At 40.5% G+C, this 23,025-nt stretch carries 22 protein-coding genes; 3 read left to right on the forward strand and 19 right to left on the reverse strand.

All coding sequences use genetic code 11. The features are described 5' to 3' along the window. Positions 1 to 3: 3 nt before the first annotated feature. The 16 genes from AC1PJP_RS11660 to AC1PJP_RS11735 all read right to left on the reverse strand — a co-directional run bounded on the left by AC1PJP_RS11660 (position 4) and on the right by AC1PJP_RS11735 (position 15,749). The gene (locus AC1PJP_RS11660) at positions 4 to 264 is read right to left on the reverse strand and encodes a phosphopantetheine-binding protein (protein ID WP_000067033.1); all 261 of its coding nucleotides are present in this window, start codon (positions 262 to 264) and stop codon (positions 4 to 6) included. A gap of 1 nt (position 265) precedes the next feature. After that, positions 266 to 1,069, reverse strand: coding sequence for a lysophospholipid acyltransferase family protein (locus tag AC1PJP_RS11665; RefSeq protein WP_151767329.1), 804 nt, complete (start codon positions 1,067 to 1,069; stop codon positions 266 to 268). Then, on the reverse strand, positions 1,054 to 1,668 hold the full coding sequence (locus tag AC1PJP_RS11670) for a beta-ketoacyl synthase chain length factor (protein WP_479767012.1): 615 nt from the start codon (positions 1,666 to 1,668) through the stop codon (positions 1,054 to 1,056). The genes AC1PJP_RS11665 and AC1PJP_RS11670 overlap by 16 nt, the downstream gene beginning before the upstream one ends. A 197-nt stretch (positions 1,669 to 1,865) precedes the next feature. Beyond that, a complete protein-coding gene (der, locus tag AC1PJP_RS11675; RefSeq protein WP_004794708.1) occupies positions 1,866 to 3,275 on the reverse strand; it encodes a ribosome biogenesis GTPase Der in 1,410 nt (469 codons plus the stop codon). A 187-nt stretch (positions 3,276 to 3,462) separates the two neighbouring features. Continuing rightward, positions 3,463 to 4,608: an outer membrane protein assembly factor BamB gene (gene bamB / locus AC1PJP_RS11680; protein ID WP_049837905.1), complete on the reverse strand. Its 1,146-nt coding sequence runs from the start codon at positions 4,606 to 4,608 to the stop codon at positions 3,463 to 3,465. Continuing rightward, positions 4,608 to 5,306 carry a YfgM family protein gene (locus AC1PJP_RS11685; RefSeq protein ID WP_004794712.1) on the reverse strand — a complete coding sequence of 233 codons (699 nt, stop codon included), beginning with the start codon at positions 5,304 to 5,306 and terminating at the stop codon, positions 4,608 to 4,610. The genes bamB and AC1PJP_RS11685 overlap by 1 nt, the downstream gene beginning before the upstream one ends. A gap of 27 nt (positions 5,307 to 5,333) precedes the next feature. Next, on the reverse strand, positions 5,334 to 6,626 hold the full coding sequence (hisS, locus tag AC1PJP_RS11690; RefSeq protein ID WP_479767013.1) for a histidine--tRNA ligase: 1,293 nt from the start codon (positions 6,624 to 6,626) through the stop codon (positions 5,334 to 5,336). After that, positions 6,623 to 7,738, reverse strand: a complete 1,116-nt coding sequence (ispG, locus tag AC1PJP_RS11695; protein WP_004698760.1) for a flavodoxin-dependent (E)-4-hydroxy-3-methylbut-2-enyl-diphosphate synthase — start codon at positions 7,736 to 7,738, stop codon at positions 6,623 to 6,625. The genes hisS and ispG overlap by 4 nt, the downstream gene beginning before the upstream one ends. Before the next feature lie 21 nt (positions 7,739 to 7,759). Beyond that, positions 7,760 to 8,551: a helix-turn-helix domain-containing protein gene (locus AC1PJP_RS11700; protein WP_005302244.1), complete on the reverse strand. Its 792-nt coding sequence runs from the start codon at positions 8,549 to 8,551 to the stop codon at positions 7,760 to 7,762. Further along, a complete protein-coding gene (gene pilW / locus AC1PJP_RS11705) occupies positions 8,542 to 9,342 on the reverse strand; it encodes a type IV pilus biogenesis/stability protein PilW (protein WP_005302242.1) in 801 nt (266 codons plus the stop codon). The genes AC1PJP_RS11700 and pilW overlap by 10 nt, the downstream gene beginning before the upstream one ends. A gap of 15 nt (positions 9,343 to 9,357) precedes the next feature. Continuing rightward, positions 9,358 to 10,593 carry a dual-specificity RNA methyltransferase RlmN gene (gene rlmN, locus AC1PJP_RS11710; protein ID WP_005302240.1) on the reverse strand — a complete coding sequence of 412 codons (1,236 nt, stop codon included), beginning with the start codon at positions 10,591 to 10,593 and terminating at the stop codon, positions 9,358 to 9,360. A 123-nt stretch (positions 10,594 to 10,716) separates the two neighbouring features. Next, positions 10,717 to 11,148, reverse strand: a complete 432-nt coding sequence (gene ndk, locus AC1PJP_RS11715; protein ID WP_003654870.1) for a nucleoside-diphosphate kinase — start codon at positions 11,146 to 11,148, stop codon at positions 10,717 to 10,719. A 113-nt stretch (positions 11,149 to 11,261) separates the two neighbouring features. Continuing rightward, positions 11,262 to 11,462, reverse strand: a complete 201-nt coding sequence (iscX, locus tag AC1PJP_RS11720) for a Fe-S cluster assembly protein IscX (RefSeq protein WP_003654869.1) — start codon at positions 11,460 to 11,462, stop codon at positions 11,262 to 11,264. Positions 11,463 to 11,561: 99 nt separating this feature from the next. Next, positions 11,562 to 12,113, reverse strand: a complete 552-nt coding sequence (locus AC1PJP_RS11725; RefSeq protein WP_479767014.1) for a phosphatase PAP2 family protein — start codon at positions 12,111 to 12,113, stop codon at positions 11,562 to 11,564. 24 nt (positions 12,114 to 12,137) lie between these two features. After that, positions 12,138 to 13,427 carry a glycosyltransferase family 4 protein gene (locus tag AC1PJP_RS11730; protein WP_479767052.1) on the reverse strand — a complete coding sequence of 430 codons (1,290 nt, stop codon included), beginning with the start codon at positions 13,425 to 13,427 and terminating at the stop codon, positions 12,138 to 12,140. Positions 13,428 to 13,565: 138 nt separating this feature from the next. Further along, positions 13,566 to 15,749 (reverse strand): carboxy terminal-processing peptidase, encoded by a 2,184-nt coding sequence (locus AC1PJP_RS11735; RefSeq protein ID WP_004794726.1) that lies wholly within the window; start codon positions 15,747 to 15,749, stop codon positions 13,566 to 13,568. A 192-nt stretch (positions 15,750 to 15,941) separates the two neighbouring features. Here AC1PJP_RS11735 and nagZ point away from each other — a divergent pair, with 192 nt between their 5' ends. Together nagZ and AC1PJP_RS11745 are read left to right on the forward strand one after the other, a co-directional pair. Continuing rightward, positions 15,942 to 16,961, forward strand: a complete 1,020-nt coding sequence (gene nagZ, locus AC1PJP_RS11740) for a beta-N-acetylhexosaminidase (RefSeq protein ID WP_199943615.1) — start codon at positions 15,942 to 15,944, stop codon at positions 16,959 to 16,961. Positions 16,962 to 17,258: 297 nt separating this feature from the next. Further along, a complete protein-coding gene (locus tag AC1PJP_RS11745) occupies positions 17,259 to 18,101 on the forward strand; it encodes a class I SAM-dependent methyltransferase (RefSeq protein ID WP_479767015.1) in 843 nt (280 codons plus the stop codon). A gap of 55 nt (positions 18,102 to 18,156) precedes the next feature. On the opposite strand, the gene AC1PJP_RS11750 is transcribed toward AC1PJP_RS11745, so the two are convergent. Further along, positions 18,157 to 19,470, reverse strand: coding sequence for an alpha/beta fold hydrolase (locus AC1PJP_RS11750; protein WP_479767016.1), 1,314 nt, complete (start codon positions 19,468 to 19,470; stop codon positions 18,157 to 18,159). A 299-nt stretch (positions 19,471 to 19,769) separates the two neighbouring features. On the opposite strand from AC1PJP_RS11750, the gene AC1PJP_RS11755 reads away from it, so the two are divergent. Next, positions 19,770 to 21,035, forward strand: coding sequence for a glutamate-5-semialdehyde dehydrogenase (locus tag AC1PJP_RS11755; protein WP_322005745.1), 1,266 nt, complete (start codon positions 19,770 to 19,772; stop codon positions 21,033 to 21,035). Between the two features lie 73 nt (positions 21,036 to 21,108). Here the strand turns inward: AC1PJP_RS11755 and AC1PJP_RS11760 are convergent, their stop codons facing one another. Together AC1PJP_RS11760 and AC1PJP_RS11765 are read right to left on the reverse strand one after the other, a co-directional pair. Then, positions 21,109 to 21,621: a gluconokinase gene (locus tag AC1PJP_RS11760; RefSeq protein WP_191900506.1), complete on the reverse strand. Its 513-nt coding sequence runs from the start codon at positions 21,619 to 21,621 to the stop codon at positions 21,109 to 21,111. A 17-nt stretch (positions 21,622 to 21,638) separates the two neighbouring features. Further along, positions 21,639 to 22,997: a GntT/GntP/DsdX family permease gene (locus AC1PJP_RS11765; RefSeq protein ID WP_151988847.1), complete on the reverse strand. Its 1,359-nt coding sequence runs from the start codon at positions 22,995 to 22,997 to the stop codon at positions 21,639 to 21,641. Between the last annotated feature and the right edge of the window lie 28 nt (positions 22,998 to 23,025).

Below are 23,025 nucleotides of genomic sequence, written 5' to 3' on the forward strand. Positions count from 1 at the left end.
TCCTTATGACTTCTGTTGTGCTTCAACTAAAGCAACCAAACTCTGGATTGATTTAAAATGCTGTTTGGTTTCATCCGACTCTGCATTTAAATGAATGTTGTAACGCTTTTTCAAAGCTAGTCCCAACTCAAGTGCATCAATCGAGTCTAATCCTAAACCTTCTCCAAATAGTGGCGCTTCTGTATCAATATCCGCAATAGTGATATCTTCAAGTGCCAAAACATCAATAATCATTTGCTTTAGTTCATCAGCAAGATTGCTCATTTCAAGATAACTCTTCATCAAAAATTTTATAAAAACTACGACTTAACTGACGAACTTGTTTAGGTCCTACTGTTAAATCGTCTAACAAATCTGATACCTGTACCGCATCTAAAACCTTGACCTCGATATGAAATGGTTGAGATGGTACGTGATACCATTTTTCATTCTTGGTTAATGTGGATGGTGTGCAGGTAATAACTACTGGACGAATTGGTACATTTGCGCGAATGGCAATATTGGCTGCGCCTCGCTGAAACTCATTTAGGGTCATCCCTTTTTCAGTGCGCGTTCCTTCCGGAAAAATTAAAAGAGAAGCCGCATTGTTTTCTTTTAGACGCTTTACACAGTCTTCAACAAACTGCTGAGAACCTGCATTTAAAATATAGCCTGCGCTTTGTACGGGTCCTTTGGTAAATGGGTTCGACCAAAGAGACTGCTTCACAACACAATTAGCCTGCTGCATCATACCAATTAGTACTACAACATCAATCAAAGTCGGATGATTGGCAATCACCAACTCTTGACGACTATTTTGTAGCTTTTCCAAGCCTTCTACCGAATAAGTCATGATGCCAAGTTTGACCATCATTTCGGTAAAGCCTTTAAAACTATGTTTAATCACATTTTGTGCACGCTGCTGACGCTTTTCAGAGTCAGAGGTTGTCGCATTTAGTACTGGTGCAATCACTGAGGCAATTGCCATACCACCCAGTCCAAAACTGGCAAAACTAAAACCAGTAGCAGCCACACGCCAGCAATAATTACTTTTTTGCTTGAGGTTTTTAAGATTTAGCATTTGTTCCACCCAAATGCAGATGTTAACTGGTCAGCATCCTGCCAAAAATGAGCAAAAGCAGGACCATCTGCTTCATCTGTATGCATCCACGCAGTAATTTGTAAATTAGGTTGCTCTAGAGTAACGACGGTAGCCATTGCATAGGCAGAAAAATCGACTGCCTCAGCATAAATATTAGGTAATGGCTCATCATAAGCAACGACTAAGACTCGCTTGATATCAGTCATTGACTTTAAAAGTGCATACACCTCAATCAAACTTTCAGTCCATGAACAGCTTAAGCTTGTAGAGGGAGTATCATCCTGACATAAAATAGAATAAAGCCCGGAAATTGCATTATGAACAGACGTTGAAAATTGTGTAGGTGATGGAGTTTGGTCATTTAAAACATCTTTTAAGATATTTAAAGTTTTGGCCTCATCACCATATTTTGACACCCAAACAATATAATCGGCTTTATTACCATCTAATGCACCGATCGCACTATTTAAAGCAAGTTTAGCTAAGGGTGATAACCGTCTACGCTGCATCGCGGGGATGCAGTCGAGAGCTGCATAGGAGGGCTGAGCATGTGTAAATATAAGCTGAGCAAGATGTAATGTTACCATGCTAAAAAATGAACCCTAAGCCGCGTTATTCTGTCGAAATATAAATTATTTTATAAAGATGCTGATTATAGCATTCGTTATAAAATTTACAAAAAATTACGTTTATTACTCACACTTTTTCATAACTTTTGGCACGTGCTCATTTATTTGCAATAAAAAACCCAAAGAAAACTTTGGGTTTTTGAACGTTAAAAAGCTTAACGATTAAATTTTTTCTCTGCTTTTTTAAATTTCTGAATGTAGCGACGACGACGCGCAGCAGTACGTTCATCAATTTGACTCTTACGACCTTCAAACGGGTTTTCAGAAGTTTTAAAGTCAATACGAACTGGTGTACCTTCAAGTTTATATACTTTACGGAACACGTTTTCTAAGTAACGACGATAATCCGCAGGAGTCTTATCAACCTTATTACCATGGATCACAATCGTTGGTGGGTTTTGTCCACCCATATGCGCGTAACGCATTTTAATACGTTTTCCACTCACCATTGGCGGTTGATGTGCATCTGTAGCATCATTCAAAATTTGGGTTAATTTCGCAGGTGAAACTTTTAAATGCGATGAGTCATAAGCACGGTGAATAGTTGGGTACATATCCCCTACACCCGTACCATGCAATGCAGAAATAAGGTGTACTTTCGCCCATGGAATAAAGTCAAAACGACGATCAACATCCAATTTACATTGTTTGCGATCATATTCGGTCATGTTATCCCATTTATTAATGGCGATCATCATGGCACGCCCAGCTTCAAGCGCATAACCAATTAAATGCAAATCTTGCTCAACAACCCCTTCACGAGCATCGAGAACTACAACAACCACATGTGCATCTTTAATTGCTTGTAGCGTTTTCACAATTGAGAATTTCTCAATCATTTCTTCTACTTTACCCTTACGACGCACACCAGCTGTGTCAATTAATGTGTATTGACGACCATCACGTTCAAAAGGAATATAAATCGAATCACGGGTTGTACCAGGTTGGTCAAATGCTACTACACGATCTTCGCCAAGTAATCGATTGACCAAGGTAGATTTACCAACATTTGGACGACCAATAATAGCTAAACGTAAACCTGTTGCTTTGTCATGTTCTTCTTCACTTTCGTCTTCAGGAACATTCTCAAGAACATCTTCAAGCATTTGCTGCACGCCACGACCATGGCTGGCAGCAACTTGTAAAGGTTCCCCCATACCAAGCTTGTAGAATTCAACCAAAGCCGCTTCTGCATGAACGCCATCCACCTTGTTCGCAACAAGATAAATTTTCTTGCCCAAAGTACGTAGTTCACGGGCAATTTGCTCATCTGAAGCCAATAAACCAGCACGAGCATCAACCACAAAAATAATGATATCTGCTTCATTGATTGCTGTTTTTGACTGCTCGGCCATGTAGTTATCAATACCGCCCTCATTTTCACCAATACCGCCAGTATCAACGACAATGAAAGACTTATTCTGATAAGTCGCATCACCATATTTACGGTCACGAGTCAGGCCCGCGAAGTCGGCTACAAGTGCATCACGACTCTTGGTAATCTGGTTAAATAACGTTGATTTTCCGACATTCGGACGACCAATGAGCGCAATAACGGGTTTCATACAATAACCTTAATTCAAGACCAGCCATATCTCATGGCATGAGCATTAAAAACAGTACAGGAGATATATTTTAAGGTCAGAGATGACCATAATAAAAGACGGGGCTTTGAACTGATTTAATTCAAACACCCCGATATTTTTAACAGCATAATTTGTTAAGCGCTTATTTTAGCACAAGCGAACGAAATTAACGATTCTGCCAAATACTTAAATCGCCTTTTCGGGTCGAAACATAAAGTTGATTCTCGATAACACGTAATGTATTAACTTCACCACTTGTTTTTGAACGACCAATTAACTTACCTGTTGTTGGTTCAACAAGATGTAATACGCCATCTAAATCACCTACAACAAGATCTTGTCCCAGCACAACTGGATTACTTAAATGACGGTTTAACAAACTATCATTTTCCCAGATTTTTTCACCAGACGCTAAATCGTAAGCTGTTAACTTACCATCTGTTGAAGAGACAAATACTTTATTGTCATAAACTTCTGGACGTTTAGTACTGCTCGAATCTTCACTCCAAACGACACGTTGAGAAGCAAGATCGGTTACAGTCACTTGACCTTGGAAACTGGTCGTTACCATAAACTGTCCAGCTACAGTAGGATCACCATCGATATCAATTAAACGTTGAATATCAGAACGACCTTCACTTACCGCAACACGACGTTGGAAACGTGGAATACCACTAATGGTATCAATTGCATAAACATATGCATTCGCAGAAGCAATTAATACAGTACGAGGGTCAAGGCTCACTGGTGATGCCTGCCCACGCAAACTAAATTGAACATTCGGTAACTTATAAGCCCAAACTTGTTGGCCTGAAGTAGCATCATGAGCAAATACAGTACCATCATTCGCAATAGTAATAACACGTCCAGATTGAACCAATGACGGGCTTAACAATGCGCCAGATAACTGTGCAGTCCACTTCTGTTCGCCTGTTGCCTGATCTAGTGCAAAGAGTTGACCTTTACTGTTACCAACAACAACAATTCCTTCAGCAGCTTCAACACCAGAGCTCAAGCCTAATTTGCTGACTTTCTTTTCCCAAATGCGTTGTTTACCACGATATGCAGCTACTTCACCTTTTGGATCAAGAGTGAAAACCACACCATCGTTTGCATCAAGTTGCAAACGTAATGGATCAGCTTTATCAGTAGAAGAAACACTACGCGAAAACACTGGCGTTAAGGTCTTTTTCGACTCGGTCAATTTCGGTAGAGGATTTGGTTTAACTTCTTTTACTTTATTACTAGAACATCCCACCAGTACAGCCGATGCGATTGCAATTGCCAAAGGCAGTTTGAATTTCTGATTCATTAAGACTCTTCCACCTGTGTTTCCAAAATTGGGCGCTCAATCTGTGGATCTTCAACTAAAACGCCAACACTTTCGAGTTTAATTTGTAAAATTTGTCGCTCTTGTTTACGTTCTAGTAACGAATTCCAAGCTGCCTGATACGCTTTTTTAGCAGAATCAACATCTTTCTTAGCAACAAAGATATCGCCACGTAACTCTTCTACCGTTGCTTTAAATGCAGGATCGACGTTACCAGACAGAGTTTTTAGTGCTTCATCATATTTGTTTTGCGCCAATTGTGCATCTGCTAAACGCAATTTTACAACTTGAATCAAACCTTCATCTTTAACTTTTGAATTTTCAACTTTCTTTAAGGCTTTTTCGGCAGCAGCATAATCCTGTTTTTCATAGGCTAATTTTGCTAATACAAACTGAGTCTGTATGGCCTGAACAGAGTCGATATCATCTTTTACAATTTTATCTGCTGATGCAGTTACTGAACTTAAAGCATTCGGATTATCGGCACTCGCATTTGCTTCATCCATTAACTGCTGTACTTTTGCAGTTTCTACCTGACTAGTTGCCAGATTCTTTTTTTGCCAGTATGTCCACCCAAAAAAGGCAATCAACGCAATGAGAATTCCGCTAATCATGGCAGAACCATATTTTTTGGCGAACGACTTTAAGCTGTCGAATTGTTCTTCATCACTTAAGCTCATGTGATTGTCCTTTTCCAGATGTTCAGTTTATTTTGTAAATTTTTGGATTAAAAATGGTACGAGGTCAGCAATTGCGACTTGTGACTGTTCAGCTGTTGCTAACTCTTTAATAGCAAACTGCTGCGCTTCCCACTCTCGTTCCCCTAAAATCAAAGCAAAGATTGCTCCAGCCTGATCAGCTTTTTTCATCTGGCTTTTCATGCTGCCTTGTGAACCTGTTTTGATTCGAATACTGCTATTTGCAGCTTCTAACTGGTCACGTAATTGTTCCGCTAAAATCAAAACATTTGTTTGATAAGCAGGTTCTGCAACCAAAAAGACTTCACAATCGCGAATAACTTCAGCTTGTTCAACTTGCTCAAGCAGAAGCAATAGACGCTCCATACCCATCGCGAAACCAACAGCTGGTACAGATTGATCTGGCTTACCTTTTAATTGACCAACTAAACCATCGTAGCGTCCACCAGCACATACTGTGCCTTGCGAACCGAGTGCTGTAGTCGTCCATTCAAAAACAGTCTTGTTGTAATAGTCCAGACCACGTACCAACTTCTGGTTAATTACAAACTGGATGCCAGCAGCAGTCAAATAATCTTGTAACTGCTTAAAATGATCCAAACTATCTTCTTTTAAGAAATCATGCAATTTCGGCGCATTTTCCAGAATTTTCTGGGTAGATTCAATTTTAGAATCTAAAATGCGTAATGGATTTGTTGTTAGGCGACGCTGAGAATCTTCATCTAACGCATCTTTATGTTCGTTTAAGAACGCAACTAATGCATTGCGATACTCTGTACGCTCATCAGTTTCACCTAAAGTATTCAACTCAAGCTGAACCTTATCAGCAACGCCCATACGTTTCCATAAGCGAGCTGTCAACATAATCAATTCAGCATCAATGTCAGGAGTCGCAACGCCAAAAGTTTCTACACCAAACTGGTGGAACTGACGGTAACGCCCTTTTTGTGGTTTTTCATAACGGAACATAGGTCCCATATACCACACACGTGGCGTAGCGCCGCGCAACAAATTATGTTCAACCAACGCACGAACACAACCAGCTGTACCTTCCGGACGTAAAGTTAATGACTCTGGTGGATTGCCTTTATCGAAAAAGGTATACATTTCTTTTTCAACAATATCGGTGGCATCACCAATAGCACGTTTAAACAAGCCCGTTTGCTCAACGATCGGTAAACGAATTTGTTGATAACCATAAGCATCCATTAACGATGCTAAATGTTGCTCAAGACGTCTCCACGCTACTGTTTGCGTTGGCAAGACGTCATTAAAACCTTTGATTGCGACAATTGAACTCATGATGAACTACGAATAATTTCTTTAGATTTAGCTTCTTCAAGCTCTTGGACACGTTGACGAACCATTGTTTCGATTTCATCAACCAATTGATCGGTATCGATTAAATGGCTTTTCTCACCATTACGATAAACCAGTGAGCGAGGCGCAGCCCCAACAACCCCGATATCAGCTTCTTTTGCTTCACCCGGGCCATTTACCTTACAACCAATCACTGACACATCCATTGGAGTACGAATATCTTCTAGACGTTCTTCCAAAGCTTGCATCACTTGAATAACATTAAACTCTTGGCGAGAACAACTCGGACAAGCAATAAAGTTAATGCCGTTAGAGCGTAGACCAAGCGATTTTAAGATATCAAAACCAATCTTGATTTCATCTTCCGGTTCGGCAGCAAGCGAAATACGCATTGTATCGCCAATACCTTCCATCAATAATCCGCCAAGGGCAATCGCTGATTTCACAGTACCCGTACGGTAAATACCCGCTTCGGTAACGCCAAGGTGTAATGGATTATCAATTTGCTGAGAAAGCAAGCGGTAAGCATCCATGGTTAAAAACACATTTGAGGCTTTTACGCTAACTTTAAACTCATGAAAATCAAGGCGGTCTAAAATATCAATGTGACGTAAAGCTGATTCAAGAAGTGCTTGCCCAGTAGGCTCGCCATATTTTTTCTGTAAATCTTTTTCTAGAGAACCCGCATTCACACCAATACGCATTGAAATACCATGATGACGTGCCGCAGCAACGACCTCACGAACTTTCTGGTCTGACCCGATATTACCCGGATTAATACGCAAACAGTCTGCGCCATAATCTGCAACTGCTAAGGCAATTCTATGGTCAAAATGAATATCAGCAACTAATGGTACTGAAACGCGCTTACGAATTGCGCCAAATGCCTCAGCAGCCTCCATAGATGGGACCGAAACACGCATAATATCAGCACCTGCATCAACGCAACGCTCAATCTGAGCAACGGTTGCATCAACATCGCAAGTTTCAGTGTTTGTCATACTTTGCACACTAATAGGTGCATCGCCACCGACATACACCGACCCAACACGAATTTTGCGTGTTGGTCGACGTTTAATTGGGTTCTCTATCATTGTATCGCTCAACTCATGGTATTAGCGGGATAAACGGAATTCAGCTTTACCGTTTACCGTATATGGAGACAATGAAATCTGTTCTTGGTTTAAACTTAATGACACCGCAGTTGCATCATCAAGACGAATCTGAAATGGAGACTCGCCATTTAAGTTTAAAGTTGATGACTGACGGCCTGTCGCCAAAACTTTACCTGTTGCATCAACAATATGAACAGACGTTGGACGGTTAAAGTTTAGCACCAATTGATCACCCACTGTTGAGGTGGCATTTCCTTTCATAGGTAAAACTTCAACACTAGATTGATTTACTTTAGGTAAATCCGCATCTTCTTTCTTAGAAGTCCATTTTTGAATACCCATGACAATCAATGACACAACAGCAATAACCACGATTGCAAGAAGTGCACGCTTCAACCATTTCTTATTACGGTCACTATTAGAACCAGGGAGTTTACCCATGATTTTAATCGGTGAGTTGTTTAAGGCATGGTTTGGTAAAAGCCCGGTATCATTTGCATAAATTTCATCAAAGCGCTGAATAATTGCCGTCGCATCTGTATTTAAATATTTTGCATATGAACGGTAATAACCCTTAATAAAAGTTGCTTCTGGCAATGACTTGTAATCATCTTGCTCTAAAGCAGTTAGAGTCTTAACCGGCATGTTTAAATCTGAAGAAACTTGCCCTAACTCTTTATTCTGAGCAACTCGAATTTGACGTAAATACTCACCAGGACGTTGAATATTTCCTAAAGCAGAAGTCGGTAAGCTTGAGCCAGTTGGCTGCTGTGAATTAGGATTTATTTCCATACGGCCTCAGTACTATACTGTAATTGCAAATAACGTTGATATTCTGGACTTTCCGGGAACAAAGCACGTAACTGGTTTACTAACACTTGCATTCCCATTTTATCCGCATTGGCTCGAGCCACTCTTACACCAATCCAAAGTGCTCTTGCACCCTGATTTTTCTGCCCCACTGTATGAACATATTGCTCATACATTTGTGTAGCAGCCGGAATCTGCTGCTGCAAATAAAAAATTTCCGCTAACTCTAACATTGAAATATAAGAGTCACGGTTAGCAAGGAGTGCTTGTTTGAATGTTTTTTCAGCATTCGCAACATCACCCAATTTTAAATAAATACGCCCTAGATTTTCTAACGCCTGATAGCGTTGGTCATAACCTAATGTTGTACCAGCAATACGAAATTGCTCGATCGCATCATTATAGCGTTCCATTTGATACAAGTACGTACCATAGTTATTATGTGCTTGAGCATTATCTGGTTCAGATGAAATTGCTCGTTTAAAGTAATGTTCTGCTTTTTCTAAGTTCGGCTTACTACCTTCTTGCTGTAGTAAAATGCCCATCATCATGTTTGCCGTCGCATCGCGGCTATCTACACTTAAAGCTTGATCAAGAGCTCGCTTTGCTGAATCCAAGTCACCCGAACGGATATGTTCAGCAGCAAGTTGTGTACGCACTTTTACCGCTTTTTCTGGGTCTTTCTTTTGCACATGCGTTGTCTGGCAACCACTTACCAGAAATGCAACTGCAATCCCCATCCATAATACCGTTTTTAACTTTGGAGTACTCAAAGCCTGCCCTCAATTTTATCCCTGTGTACGCAAAATCTCTTGACGCTGTGTGACTTTCTTCTGCCACTGTTCAGCACGACGAGTTCTATCGGCCACTTGACCGACTAACTGTCCACATGCAGCATCAATATCATCACCACGTGTTTGACGAATCGTACACACAAATCCAGCATCAGACAAAGTTTTTTGGAACGAGATAATTCGATTTCGGCTTGAGCGACCATATGGTGCATGCGGGAATGGGTTAAATGGAATTAAATTAATTTTACTTGGTAGGTTTTTTAATAATTTAATCATTTGCTGTGCATGTTCAGGCTGATCATTTACACCCTCTAACATCACATATTCAATAGTCACATGTTTACGCGTACTTTCATTACCATCTTTGGCAATATAACGCTGACATGCTGCAATCAATTGAGCCAATGGATATTTTTTATTAATTGGCACTAATTCGTTACGTAATTCATCGTTTGGCGCATGTAAAGAAATTGCTAAAGCAACATCAATGTCTTTTGCAAGTTGATCAATTTTAGGTACAACACCTGATGTCGATAAAGTCACACGACGCTTAGACATGCCATAAGCAAAGTCATCAAGCATAATCTGCATTGAGCTTAATACGGCATCATAGTTGAGCAATGGTTCACCCATACCCATCATCACGACATTAGTCACTGAACGCTCGCGCTCGGCAACGGGCACTTCTTCCATATAAGAATAGTTAGCCATCCAAAGTTGTCCAATGATTTCATCTGGTGTTAAATCACGTTGGAAACCTTGTTTGCCTGTTGAACAAAATGAGCAGTCTAATGCACAACCGACTTGTGACGAAATACACAACGTCTTACGCAAGCCTGTTTTATCTTCGGCAGGAATTAATACAGTTTCAACTAAAGAACCTGCACCATCGCCCACACGAAAAACCCACTTACGTGTACCATCTTTTGAATAGTGACGGTGAACCACTTCAGGAGCTTTGATTTCACAAATCTGTTCAAGCTTCGCACGCAATTTCCCTGAAATATTGGTCATTTCAGCAAAATCAGTAATGAAGTATTGATGTATCCATTTCATGACCTGACCGGCACGAAACTTTTTCTCGCCAATATCTTCAAAGAATTTTTCTAATTCAGTACGAGACATGCCGAGTAAATTCACTTTATTTTCGGCAGCAGGAATTACCAGCTTGGACGAAGATTGCTGCTGTCCATCAAGATTTTCAGATGAAACGACCTCTGCAGAACTCATGTGTATTTACCTAAACCATGTCAAAAAACTGAAGATATTGTTCAAGAATCAAACAATATTCTCTTGAGAGAATAAAAAAACCAGATAAGTAGTATACCACTTATCTGGTTTGAATGCTTTCGATTAACGAGTGCGTGGGCAGATCTCGTTGTCAGCAAAGAAGTAAGCAATTTCACGCTCTGCAGAAGCAACTGAGTCAGAACCGTGAGCAGCGTTTTCGTCGATGCTTACAGCAAAGTCAGCACGGATAGTGCCAGGAGCAGCTTCTTTAGGGTTTGTAGCGCCTAAGATTTCACGGTGTGCAAGAACTGCATTTTCGCCTTCAAGAACCGATACTACAACTGGACCAGAAGTCATGAATGCAACTAAGTCACCAAAGAAACCACGTTCTTTATGCTCAGCATAGAAACCTTCAGCATCAGCTTGAGAAAGGTGTTTCATTTTAGTCGCAACAATTTTTAAACCCGCTTTTTCAAAACGAGCAAAAATATCACCGATGTGGTTTTTAGAAACTGCATCAGGTTTTACGATAGACAAAGTACGTTCAATAGCCATGAGTGGCTCCTTTATTTTAAAATTTAAACATTAAAAAATTTGCCGCATTATACCGATGTCATAGGCAATAATCAGCTTTGAATGTGTAAAAGTTGCGATTTTTTCTACTGTTTTTAGCGAACTTCGTCTATCCAGGCCATTTGAATCCCTTCTAGCAATCCTTCTGTCGATTTATTTGGGTCATCATTGAAGTCTGGTAATGCGCATACCCATGCATGTAAATCAGTAAAACGAATCCATTGCGGATCAACTTCTGGATGTGCTTCTGACAATTCAATGGCAATATCAATCGTATCTGTCCAACGTAAGCCCATAGCGGCTCCTATCTGTTTAATCTGCTAAATCACGAACTGTGTACTTTAGCAAATCCACAAACCTAATCGATAGCTTAAGCTGATAAAAATTACCAGTACTTATAAAGCGATGCTCAATAGTGGAGCCATAAAGATAATCATACTCGCGACCGCCGCACCAATAAGTGCACCGACAATCACATCACTTGGGTAATGAAGACCAAGCACCATACGAGACAATGCTACAAGCACCATGAAAGGAAACATCGCCGCAAGCAAAGCGGGCTGGATATAACCCAACACAATTGTCACCATCACAGCATGAAGCGTGTGACCAGATGGAAAGCTAAAATGATCAAGTGGTCTCTCACCGAGCACAATCACCTGATGCACTTGATAAGGACGAGGTCGTGTTGTCTTATGTTTTAAAAATTTATAGATCGCGGTCCCAACAGAACCACCTAATAACAAGTAGATGATTTGCAGGCTATAGGTGATGCCTTGCATCCCCCACACGATTGCCAGCATTAGATACCAAAATGGACCGTCACCCACACGACTGATGATTTTGAAGAAAAGGGCAACACGCTGTGAGTGAGAGAAATTGTTAAGGTATAAACAGCCTCTTAAATCTAAATCGAGTATTTTTATTTTTGCATTCTTAAATTTCATGGTCATTCTCCTATTTTAGGATACTTAGGTGAAGTCCACCGAGGGCTCCTTCACTACCTGATAAAATGCCTGCTCCAATTGCTGAACCGGAAGTTGCCAACCGCTTTGCTGTACTTTATGACAGGCTTGCACGCCCATTTCTCTAAGTTGTTGTACTGAAGGAAGCTGATAAATTTGTTGTATAAAGTGGCTTTTTTGTCCAAGTGGGCTTAACCAGCCATTCACACCATGTGTTAAGTATTGATGTGCACATGCATAATCATACGCTATAACTGGTAAACCGCTTGCCATTGCCTCTAAAACTACGTTACCAAACGTTTCAACTTGACTCGCAAATACGAATACGTCTGCACTCGCATATGCAGCAGCCAAATCTTGACCTCTCAGACTTCCGGTAAAGATAACACCCTTCGCTTCAGATAGTGACTTTAAACGAGCAAAATCTGGGCCATCTCCCACAATAACCAATTTCGTTTTATGTGGCTGAATGCTTTGTAGGCTCGCATAACTATCAATGAGCACTTGCACTTCTTTTTCAGGAGACAAACGCCCTACATAAAGCATAACGCGAGTATTCTCATCGGCATCCCATTGCTTTCGTAAATTTTCAGAGCGGTGCTTTGGTGAAAATCTCGTTGTGTCTACACCGCGCCCAACAACAACCAGCGGGCAAGTAATACCAAAACCGCGTAATGCTTCTTGTGTATCTTTACTTGGTACACAAGTCACTTGAGTATTGTTATGAAACCAGCATAGGTATTTTTGAATCGGTTTGACTAAAAAAGCCAAATCGAAGAATCGACTAAAATCTTGAAATGGCGAATGAAAGCCACTAGAAACCGGAATAGCTTTTGCCTTAGCAGCTTGCATCGCAGTTAAACCTAATGGTCCTTCGGTCACAATGTGAACCACATCCGGTACAAACTTTTCAAAAGCTTTCGATACTTTTAAATATTGTGGCCAACCAAATTGTAAAGTCGGATATTTTGGAATTGCCTGCGACATTACCAAGCATTCTTGCTCTGGCGTAAAGTCATGGCATTTTGCCTTTTGCTCTGGACGAATCAGTAAAATCTTATGCCCCTGTTTTTGTAAACCTTGGCATAGTTGTAATAATGAAAGTGCCACACCATTAATTTCAGGTGGCCAAGTTTCCGTCACAATCGCAATTTTTAAACGTGGGCGCACCAAATCATGCAATGAATGCGTATTAGATAGTTGCTGCTTTTGTTTAAAAAAGAATTGGAAGCTTTCAGGAAGTTGCTGTTGTTTTAATAGTGCTGTCGCGTATGAGCTTTGCATAGCGCCATCCATCAATGTATTTATTTTCATGCTTAAAGATTAAGCAGTTTTTTTGACATTTTGATGATAAATGCGTGACAGTTTACTGACATGAAAAATAAAAAAAGCACACTGATAACAGCATGCTTTTCTCTTAAGACCTAGTAATACTTAGCGATTTTGCAATTTTGCATAGTCCATGAGTACGTTTGCAGCTTCAGTCACAAAAGTTTCTTCCTCTGGTAATGCAGGGCGTTGAGATGCTTTCATTTTAGCGCGAGATTCAGCTAGAGCATCTAATGAAGCTTGATAGCTTTCCCAGTTTGCAAAAGGCTTTTGGCCCGTTGCAGCACGGCGTTCATTTTCTGCATCTAAAGTTTGTTTCTCTAAACCAAGTAATTCAGCACGGCGTTTATCAATATCAAGCACCACTTGTTTTTGGTCGCTCGTAACTTTAGCAATCGCAGTACGTTTATTTAGATATTTAAACTGGGCATCATTAGCAACACGTTGTTCAGAGAATTGAGACAACTTGGCCACATAAGGTTGCACAGAGCCTTCACGTTTAAATGGTGCTGTAGGAATTGTGTCCCACTTCAACGCATTCTTTGATTTACGCTCACCAAACTCTTCGTTATAGATATCGACGAGTTTAATGTCTGGCACTACACCTTTATTTTGTGTACTACCACCTGTAATACGGTAGAACTTACGCTGAGTTAAAGTCGCTTGACCGTATGCCAGAGTATCAAGTTGCACCTGAGCTGTACCCTTACCAGTCGTTGTGCTACCAATAATAATACCGCGCTCATAGTCTTGGATTGCAGCAGAGTAAATCTCACTTGCAGATGCAGATGCCAAGTTCACCATTACAGCGAGTGGACCTGTGTAAACTTGCTGACCACCATCGTTGTCTTCAAAAACACTTACGTTGCCATTGCCATCACGAATTTGAACCACTGGACCTGACTTAATCACTTGACCCAGCATACGTGCAACTTCTTCTAATGAACCACCAGGGTCATTACGCAAGTCGATAATAATACCTTCTACTTTCTTCGCTTTTAACGCTTCAAAAGCATTGGCAGTATCTTCAGAAACTGAACGGTATTGTTGACCCGCACGACGTGAACGATAGTCAAAATAGAATGATGGAATTTCAATCACGCCTAACACATGCTTTTTACCATCGCGTGTCACTTCAACTGTACGTGAACGAACACCAGCATCTTCTTCTTGAATCACATCACGCACTAAGGTCACATTACGTGCTTGACTCATTGATGCGCCAGCACCAAGAAGTTTTAACGTAACTTTAGTTCCGCGCTTACCACGAATGAGTCCAACAATTTCAGAACTTGTCCAACCAACCACATCAATCATTTTCTCGCCTTCTTGGGCGACACCAACGATTCGATCTCCTGATTTCACTTGACCAGACTTACTTGCAGGACCACCTTCTACAATGGTTTCAATCTTGGTGTAATCTTCATTGCCACGCTCTGGACGAATCGATACACCAATACCTTCTAGTTGCAAGGTGGTTTGGCGATTCAATTCTATCGCATCGATTGGCGGGTAATAGTTACTGTGTGGATCATAAGTCGCCAACATGGCGTTCAATGTTTTATCCAACACATCATCGCTTTTCACACGACTAATTCTTTCAAGCTGACGCGTATAACGTTTAGTTAAGGTCTGAGCTGGTGTTAAATCTTCTGGGCCAGTTAAATCTTGACCATCAGCAAGTGAAGGATTTTCTTTAAGCGCTTTTTGTTTCGCCTGCTCTTCTTCACGGCTAATCGTTAAGTTGATTAACTGTGAAACCAACATTTTACGCCAGTGATTTTGTTGCTCAGCAGACGTTTTAAAATACGGCGCTTTTTCGCGATCTACTTCAATATAGCTATTTGGCTGTTTTAAATTTTGCTGCTGTTTCAGCTCAGCTAACATGAACTCATAAAATTGTTTTAAGCGTTCACGATATTGCTGATGAATTGCAAACGGTCCAGTCAAATTCCCTGCTTTTAAAGAAGCACCAAAATTTGAACCATATAGTTTTTTATAATTTTGAACTTCAGCGTCTAAAAATAGAGAGTGATCCGGATCAAGACTATCTAAATACATATCGAGAATACGATTTGATGTCGTTGCATCCAGACGCATATTCAAATAATGTTGGCGATCAACTAAAGTTGCCAGTTGGCGAGCCACCAAAGCCTGTTCTTGCGTTGGCTGGATCGATTGAGAAACCACAGCAGTATTGGTTGCTGCTCTCGCTTCATTCATCGTATGAGTGAAGAATAAACCGCCAGTCGCGATCGCTACTGCACAAGCTATAGTTTGAAGTTTCATAAATTTTTAATACTTCCTTGGGTGTTCCTATCTTACACGCTCTGTTTTCGATATGAACTAAGCAGATTCAAAATCTTAACCAACTAAATTGTTTATACCGTGTAGTTTTATCATATTCTGTACTGACAAAATGTAGCAAAACATTGCAAAATTCGCTTATTGTTTTTCAATCAAAATTCAAATGGAACCAATATGATTGGCGCATTGATGCTGGACATCGCCGGCACAGAACTTACTCAAGAAGATATTGAACTATTACGCGCTCCGCAAGTCGGTGGCATGATTTTATTTGCACGAAATATTGAATCTCCACAACAAGTCCGTGCCTTAACGGACCATATGCGTCAAATTCGTCCAGATATTTTAATTGCTGTCGACCAAGAAGGTGGCCGAGTTCAGCGCCTAAGATCAGGTTTTACCTTATTACCGGCCATGGGACGTTTTGGTGAACTCTATATCACTCAACCTCAAAAAGCACTTGAACTGGCTGAACAGTGCGGTTGGTTAATGGCAACCGAAGTCTTGGCTGTAGGTATCGATTTTAGTTTTGCACCCGTTTTAGACCTCAATGCAATTAGCGATGTGATCGGTGACCGTGGTTTCTCTAAAAATATTGAGGATATCGCACCACTTGCTGGCGCGTTTATGCAAGGCATGAAAAAAGCTGGAATGGCAAACACGGGCAAACACTTTCCGGGTCACGGTTCCGTAAAAGCCGACTCTCATGTTGCAGCTGCAATCGACAGCCGCAGCTATGACGAAATTTACAACCATGACATGCAAAGCTTTATTAAGCTCATGCCACAGCTTGATGCACTCATGCCTGCACATGTGATTTATGATCAGATTGATCCAAATCCAGCAGGTTTTTCACCGTTCTGGATTCAAGAAGTTCTACGCAACCGTTTGAAGTTTAATGGTGTACTTTTCTCTGATGACTTAAGCATGCAAGCCGCATGTGTAGCAGGTGGTGCTGATGCACGTATTCAAGCTGCTTTAACCGCGGGTTGTGATATGGGGCTGGTGTGCAATGACCGTAGTGCGGCATGTACAGCACTTGAAGGTATTGCAAACTTAGAGCTACCAAATCAAGAACGTTTAGAACGCATGCGTGGTCAAATTCCACAAATTCAGATTGGTGAAACCTTATCGCTTGGCGACGAGTGGCAAGCTGTCAAAACAGCCATTGAAGAGTTTAAAAATTCGATTTAAGTTATGAATACGTAGAAGCGTCATCTGCAACCTGCGTAGTTCTTAATAAGTATTGTATTTGCAATATATAAGACAGATGGATACATCTAACAGGTTTTGCAGATGACAATGGTTTTGCCTACTTTTGCCAAAACAAAAGTAGGCAAAACCGAAGGTTAATCCCGATATGAAACATTTAAAATAGCAAAACTCCGCCGTGATGTATTAATCAACTTAAATGACGTAATTTCAATTCAAGATCTTATAGTGCTTAGGCAATGAAGATCACACAAAAACAATAAATCGAGCTCAGGACGAATGACACAACACCTTTCAAAACACCGCCACATCTCATTTACAGCCCACTATACAGGCTATATCTGGTATCAAATGGGGATTTCTCATGAAGCACTTGCTACAGCCAAAGGCAAATCATTAGCATATTTGGTTCATCCGATAGAGTCTTGGGCAGAGAAATATGTCGGCGGTAGCATGCGCACGACGCTCAAACAACGCCACACCATGCTTGATCATCACTTAGAACAACTCATTCAAGAAAGTCCTGATTTACAAGTTCTAGAAATAGCATGTGGCCTGTCTCCACGTGGCTGGTGGTTTAGACAGCATTACCCTTCGATTACCTATCGGGAGCTTGATTTACCCGATATGGCACAAACCAAACAAAATGCGTTACAACAAATTGAAAAAAATGCACCTGAAGTTTTATCAGTTGATTTATTTACCGAAGCTTTTGCACAAGCATTTGAAGTATTTGACCCGAACCGCCCATTGGTTGTGATTAGTGAAGGTTTAATTAATTATTTTGATAAAAATTTATTAAAACAGCTGATTCAATCAATTGCTCACTATGGCACTTCTTTTAAAAAGTTCCATTATTTAACGGATCTCTACCCTGAACCAGTAAAAAACAAACTTGCCAGTATTATCTGGAATAGCAGTAAATTATTGAAATTAATGTCTCGAAGCTCGTTTAGTTTTCACTTCAAAAATCCCAAAGAAGTTGAAGACTTTTTTAAAGATACAGAGTTCAATCAAGTTAGCGTGGAACAACCACAAATATTCTTTGGACAAGTTTCTAAAGAAAGAGGTGAAGAACATTTAGGCGACTTAGTTTGGACCATTCACGCCCAAACAAAATAACTCATATGAAAAATGGAAGCTCGAAATAAACGAGCTTCCATCTCTAACTATATTATTAAACTGCTTGTTTTTGACGAGCAATAAAACGGCTTAAACGATCAGCAAGTTCGAAACTACCATGTTTAAATAAAGCTCGAATACCCTGCTCTGTACTTTCAAAAATTAAGCACTCAATTGCAAAGCTACCTTCTTCATCTTTTAAATGTAGTGCTAAATCACGTGGATGGTCATTCACAAAATCAAGCTGTGAAACATCATCCATTTTTAAATACATACCAAAGAAAGTGACATCAACAATCGTTACAGGTACCTCTACATCAGACTCTCGGTGAGTAAGTTGGGTTTTTGGCTGCAAAACCCGAACTCGCTCTTCCCCACGGCGCTCCATCTTTTGCATTTGTTCACGTGTCATAGGAATAATGCCATCCAAATTTTGGATAGATTCACCTTTTAAAAATGAAGTGAACAAACACATGGTTTCTTTACGACGCTGCAACTGTGGCACATGGTCCGCATTTGCAATAAGGGCAAATTCCATATCTGGGCATTGCAAAGCAAAGTTCGCATTTTCATGAGGCAGAGTAAAACTATCGTACTGCCCTGCTGCAACCAGCGTTTTACACTCTGGAATGGGTACATCAGTTAAACGTAAAAGACGATTACAGTTAATTTCATAACGTTCTCGCTCTGTACCCGTAAACTCAGCCATTTGCCTAAAAAATAATTTTTTGGCTGTTGGCGACATGCGGGTTTTATCTAATTTTGCATGATTAACTAAATATAAAATTACAGCTTGCCCAAACTCTTCCATGCGGTTTTCTTGCATGAGCTTAAGCGACTCTTCCAAAATCATTCGCCAACTTTTTCGGGTCTTTTGCATAACCCCCATCAAAATCATGCGATCCATTAATTCTGGACGATAATAAGCAAAACAAGAGGCGATTACTGACCCCAAAGACATTCCCATCACAGAAACTTTTTGTAGTCCAACAATATCTAACCAGCGCCCCAACATTTTAGACAAATCAGGTAGCTCTAAAGTACCCGCTGATACCCCGGTGTCCCGATTGGTAATTTGCTGATTTGCGCCCATAGAAGGTAAATCAATTAATATGACCGGACCACTTTCAAACAATTGTTCAACACAATATTTATAAGAATTAAAATTCTGGAAAGCTCCGCCCACAATCACAATTGGCGTATTGTGAATCGTTTTTGGGTCGGCAATCGCCATATATTCAATTTTCCAGCCGTCAATCCATGTGGTACGAGCAGGTTGTTTAAAACTATCTCTATGGTAGATATCGAAAAAGCCAAAACCGGCATAAGCTTGGTTGATCTCCGAATCCATTTGAATAATGGAATTCATATCCTTGCTTCCTCCTTGCTGTAATTTTTTTATGCTGCAAGAGTTCCTTCTTGAACACGTAATCTTTTATGCACAAAACTTTAAAATTTGTATTAGTTTGTATTGCACAATAACATTCTAAACAATTGTGTGAAATATACGCAATCGCTCAAATGACCGCTCATCTTGTTTAAGTCGCTAATAGTTTGCAAAATATTTAAATGTTTTTTTATGGCGGTCACATTTTTCAAAAAAAGCCATTCATTGTTCCGCATTTGACTGCTACTATCTTACTCATTGGTAAATGATTAAAAAATGCTATGCAAGATTCAATTGAACAATATATGCAAACAGTTGGGCAACAAGCACGTCAGGCCTCTCGTGTCCTTACAAGTGCTTCAACCTCACTAAAAAACCATGCACTCTCTGCTATTTATACTGCTTTAGAAAATAATCAGGCAGCAATTTTGGCAGCGAATCAAATCGACATGGATAAAGGTCGTAGCAATCAGCTCGACAGCGCATTGCTTGATCGTCTTGAACTTACGCCCGCACGTTTTAAAGGAATGTTGCAAGGTCTAAAAGATGTGATTGCACTTGTCGATCCAATTGGGGAAATTACGGATCTTGCATATCGCCCCACAGGCATTCAAATTGGAAAAATGCGTGTGCCTTTAGGTGTTGTTGGGATGATTTACGAATCACGTCCAAACGTCACCCTTGAAGCTGCATCTTTAGCGATTAAATCGGGCAACGCCATTATTTTACGTGGTGGTTCAGAAGCACTCGAATCAAATAAAGCAATTGCTGAAGCGATTAAGCATGGCTTAAAAGTTGCTGGCTTACCTGAAGATTCAGTACAAGTGATTAACACTTCTGACCGTGCGGCTGTTGGTCATCTTATTACCATGGCTGAATATGTAGATGTAATCGTTCCACGTGGTGGCAAAAGCTTAATTGAACGTGTCACCAACGAAGCGCGTATTCCGGTCATTAAGCATCTTGATGGTAACTGCCATGTATTCGTTGAAGCACAGGCAGACTTGCAAAAAGCATTACCGATTACATTAAATGCCAAAACACATCGTTATGGCGTTTGTAATGCGATGGAAACTCTGCTTGTTGATGAAAAAATTGCAGAAGTTTTCCTACCACGCATTGCTGAACTTTATGCTGAAAAACAAGTTGAACTTCGCGGCTGTCCAGAAACACGCCGTATTTTAGGTGCTTCTGTAAAACCAGCGACAGAAGAAGATTGGTATACCGAATATCTAGGGCCAATTCTTGCTGTTAAAGTGGTTAGCGGTATTGATGAAGCAATTGACCATATCAACAAATATGGTTCACATCACACCGATGCAATTGTGACTGAAAACTACACTTTGGCTCGTCAGTTCTTGGCTCGCGTAGATTCAAGCTCAGTTGTAATCAATGCATCAACTCGTTTTGCTGATGGTTTTGAATATGGCTTAGGCGCAGAAATTGGTATTTCTACAGATAAAATTCATGCCCGCGGTCCAGTTGGTTTAGAAGGCTTAACTTCTCAAAAATGGATTGTATTAGGTGACGGTCAAATTCGCCAATAACAGATTTAACACTTCAAAAAAAAACGCCTGATCAATATCAGGCGTTTTTTTTATCATTTAAACTTTTCTATGATTATTCTTGGCAGACATCACTAACTACACCAAGTTGTTGCATGACTTGCGCAACAATTTGTTCAGGCGTCAAAGCAATATCAATCGTTATTGCTTCATGAAGATCTGGTTCTTCTAATGTATCAAGCTGGGTTTGTAGCAATGATGGATCAAAGAAATGACCTGATCTTGCCGCAAGTCTTTGCTGCAATAACTCATAAGAGCCTTTGAGGTAGACGAACTTAACATTCTGATCTTGCCCTCTTAAAATATCGCGATACATGCGTTTTAAAGATGAGCATGTAAATACAGCTGTTTCACCATCTCTTTGTTTGGTTTCAATCACCTGACGAATCGCCTGTAACCATGGCAGACGATCATCATCAGTTAAAGGAATCCCTTGGCTCATCTTACTTTTATTTGCAGCCGAATGAAGCGTATCACCGTCGAGAAATTCACAAGCCAAACGCTCTGATAATAATTCACCAATCAGGGTTTTACCTGTTCCACAGACACCCATTGCAATCACAATCATGGATTACTCACCTTTAATTATAAAATAGTGCTAAGCAGTAGCGTAAAAGATAAACCCAACACTGAAATGATCGTTTCCAATACCGACCAAGTCTTGAGCGTCTGTCCCACTGTCATACCGAAATATTCTTTGATTAACCAGAATCCTGCGTCATTTACATGTGAGAAAACCAATGAACCTGAACCCGTCGCAAGCACTAAAAGTTCTGGTCTAACTGCGACACCAGCCGTAGCTGCAATTGGAGCAACAATGCTACACGCTGTAGCCATAGCCACCGTTGCAGAACCTGTTGCCAAACGAATTAATGCTGCAACAAACCAACCCAACAATAACGGCGACAGGTTTGCTTTCAACGCTGTAGAGACAATCTCATTAGAAATCCCTGTGTCACGTAAAATGCCACCAAAACCACCACCGGCACCAACAATCAACATAATTCCAGCAATAGAAGCTAAACATCCGCCGCAGAATTTTTCAATTTGTTCACGGTTAAAGCCTTGCATCGTACCAAAAGTAATAAAGCTGACCAGTACAGCAATAAGCAATGCGATATCAGAAGTACCAATGAAACGTAGTAAATCATTTGCGAAAGTCTGTGGTGCAAAGAAAAGATCTGCCCAACTTCCGATTAACATCAACACTACTGGTAGCATAATCGTAAATAAGGTAATCCCAAAGCTTGGCAAATCACGAGTTCTATTTGTATCTGCTTCAATAAACTGTTTTGCTAACGGGTTATTTTCAGGCAATTTGACGTACTTATTAATCCAAAGTGCATACAATGGCCCAGCAACAATAGCCGTTGGCACACCGACGATTAAGCTGTAAGCAATCGTTTTACCAATATCAGCATGATAGGCTTGTACTGCCAACAATGCCGCGGGATGTGGTGGAATTAAACCATGCACAACCGATAAACCAGCAACCATTGGCAAGCCAACAACCAGTAAAGATTTGCCAGTCCGCTTAGCAATGTTGAACGCAATTGGAATGAGTAGAACGAAACCGACTTCGAAAAATACGGGAAGACCAACAATCAGCGCAATAAACATCATGGCCCAGTGAATATTTTTCTCACCAAACCATTTAATTAAAGTAATTGCTATTCGCTCAGCGCCACCCGACTCGGCCATCATTTTACCGAGCATCGTTCCCAGTGCGATTACAATCGCAAGGTGGCCCAAGGTTTTACCAGTACCAGCTTCATATGACTTAACAATATCGCCCATTGGCATGCCAACAGCTAAAGCCAAACCGAGTGAAACAATAATAAGAACAAGAAATGGATAAATTCTGAACTTCGCGATCATGACAACCAATGCAATAATCGCGATTACAGTGTAGATAAGCAACATGCCACCCTGAACGGTCTCCATGTGATACTTCTCCTTGGAATAATACTAT

The sequence above is a fragment of the Acinetobacter sp. V116_7 genome, assembly GCF_056735735.1.

Excerpts from the sequence above, each read along its gene's own strand:
- AC1PJP_RS11700 (WP_005302244.1), bottom strand. The coding sequence starts at position 8,551 with ATGGAAATAAATCCTAATTCACAGCAGCCAACTGGCTCAAGCTTACCG.
- AC1PJP_RS11730 (WP_479767052.1), bottom strand. The coding sequence starts at position 13,427 with ATGGATGGCGCTATGCAAAGCTCATACGCGACAGCACTATTAAAACAA.
- hisS (WP_479767013.1), bottom strand. The coding sequence starts at position 6,626 with ATGAGTTCAATTGTCGCAATCAAAGGTTTTAATGACGTCTTGCCAACG.
- iscX (WP_003654869.1), bottom strand. The coding sequence starts at position 11,462 with ATGGGCTTACGTTGGACAGATACGATTGATATTGCCATTGAATTGTCA.
- AC1PJP_RS11725 (WP_479767014.1), bottom strand. The coding sequence starts at position 12,113 with ATGAAATTTAAGAATGCAAAAATAAAAATACTCGATTTAGATTTAAGA.
- AC1PJP_RS11660 (WP_000067033.1), bottom strand. The coding sequence starts at position 264 with ATGAGCAATCTTGCTGATGAACTAAAGCAAATGATTATTGATGTTTTG.
- rlmN (WP_005302240.1), bottom strand. The coding sequence starts at position 10,593 with ATGAGTTCTGCAGAGGTCGTTTCATCTGAAAATCTTGATGGACAGCAG.
- bamB (WP_049837905.1), bottom strand. The coding sequence starts at position 4,608 with ATGAATCAGAAATTCAAACTGCCTTTGGCAATTGCAATCGCATCGGCT.
- AC1PJP_RS11750 (WP_479767016.1), bottom strand. The coding sequence starts at position 19,470 with ATGAATTCCATTATTCAAATGGATTCGGAGATCAACCAAGCTTATGCC.
- AC1PJP_RS11760 (WP_191900506.1), bottom strand. The coding sequence starts at position 21,621 with ATGATTGTGATTGCAATGGGTGTCTGTGGAACAGGTAAAACCCTGATT.
- AC1PJP_RS11755 (WP_322005745.1), top strand. The coding sequence starts at position 19,770 with ATGCAAGATTCAATTGAACAATATATGCAAACAGTTGGGCAACAAGCA.
- nagZ (WP_199943615.1), top strand. The coding sequence starts at position 15,942 with ATGATTGGCGCATTGATGCTGGACATCGCCGGCACAGAACTTACTCAA.
- AC1PJP_RS11745 (WP_479767015.1), top strand. The coding sequence starts at position 17,259 with ATGACACAACACCTTTCAAAACACCGCCACATCTCATTTACAGCCCAC.
- ndk (WP_003654870.1), bottom strand. The coding sequence starts at position 11,148 with ATGGCTATTGAACGTACTTTGTCTATCGTAAAACCTGATGCAGTTTCT.
- der (WP_004794708.1), bottom strand. The coding sequence starts at position 3,275 with ATGAAACCCGTTATTGCGCTCATTGGTCGTCCGAATGTCGGAAAATCA.
- AC1PJP_RS11685 (WP_004794712.1), bottom strand. The coding sequence starts at position 5,306 with ATGAGCTTAAGTGATGAAGAACAATTCGACAGCTTAAAGTCGTTCGCC.
- AC1PJP_RS11765 (WP_151988847.1), bottom strand. The coding sequence starts at position 22,997 with ATGGAGACCGTTCAGGGTGGCATGTTGCTTATCTACACTGTAATCGCG.
- ispG (WP_004698760.1), bottom strand. The coding sequence starts at position 7,738 with ATGATAGAGAACCCAATTAAACGTCGACCAACACGCAAAATTCGTGTT.
- AC1PJP_RS11735 (WP_004794726.1), bottom strand. The coding sequence starts at position 15,749 with ATGAAACTTCAAACTATAGCTTGTGCAGTAGCGATCGCGACTGGCGGT.
- AC1PJP_RS11670 (WP_479767012.1), bottom strand. The coding sequence starts at position 1,668 with ATGGTAACATTACATCTTGCTCAGCTTATATTTACACATGCTCAGCCC.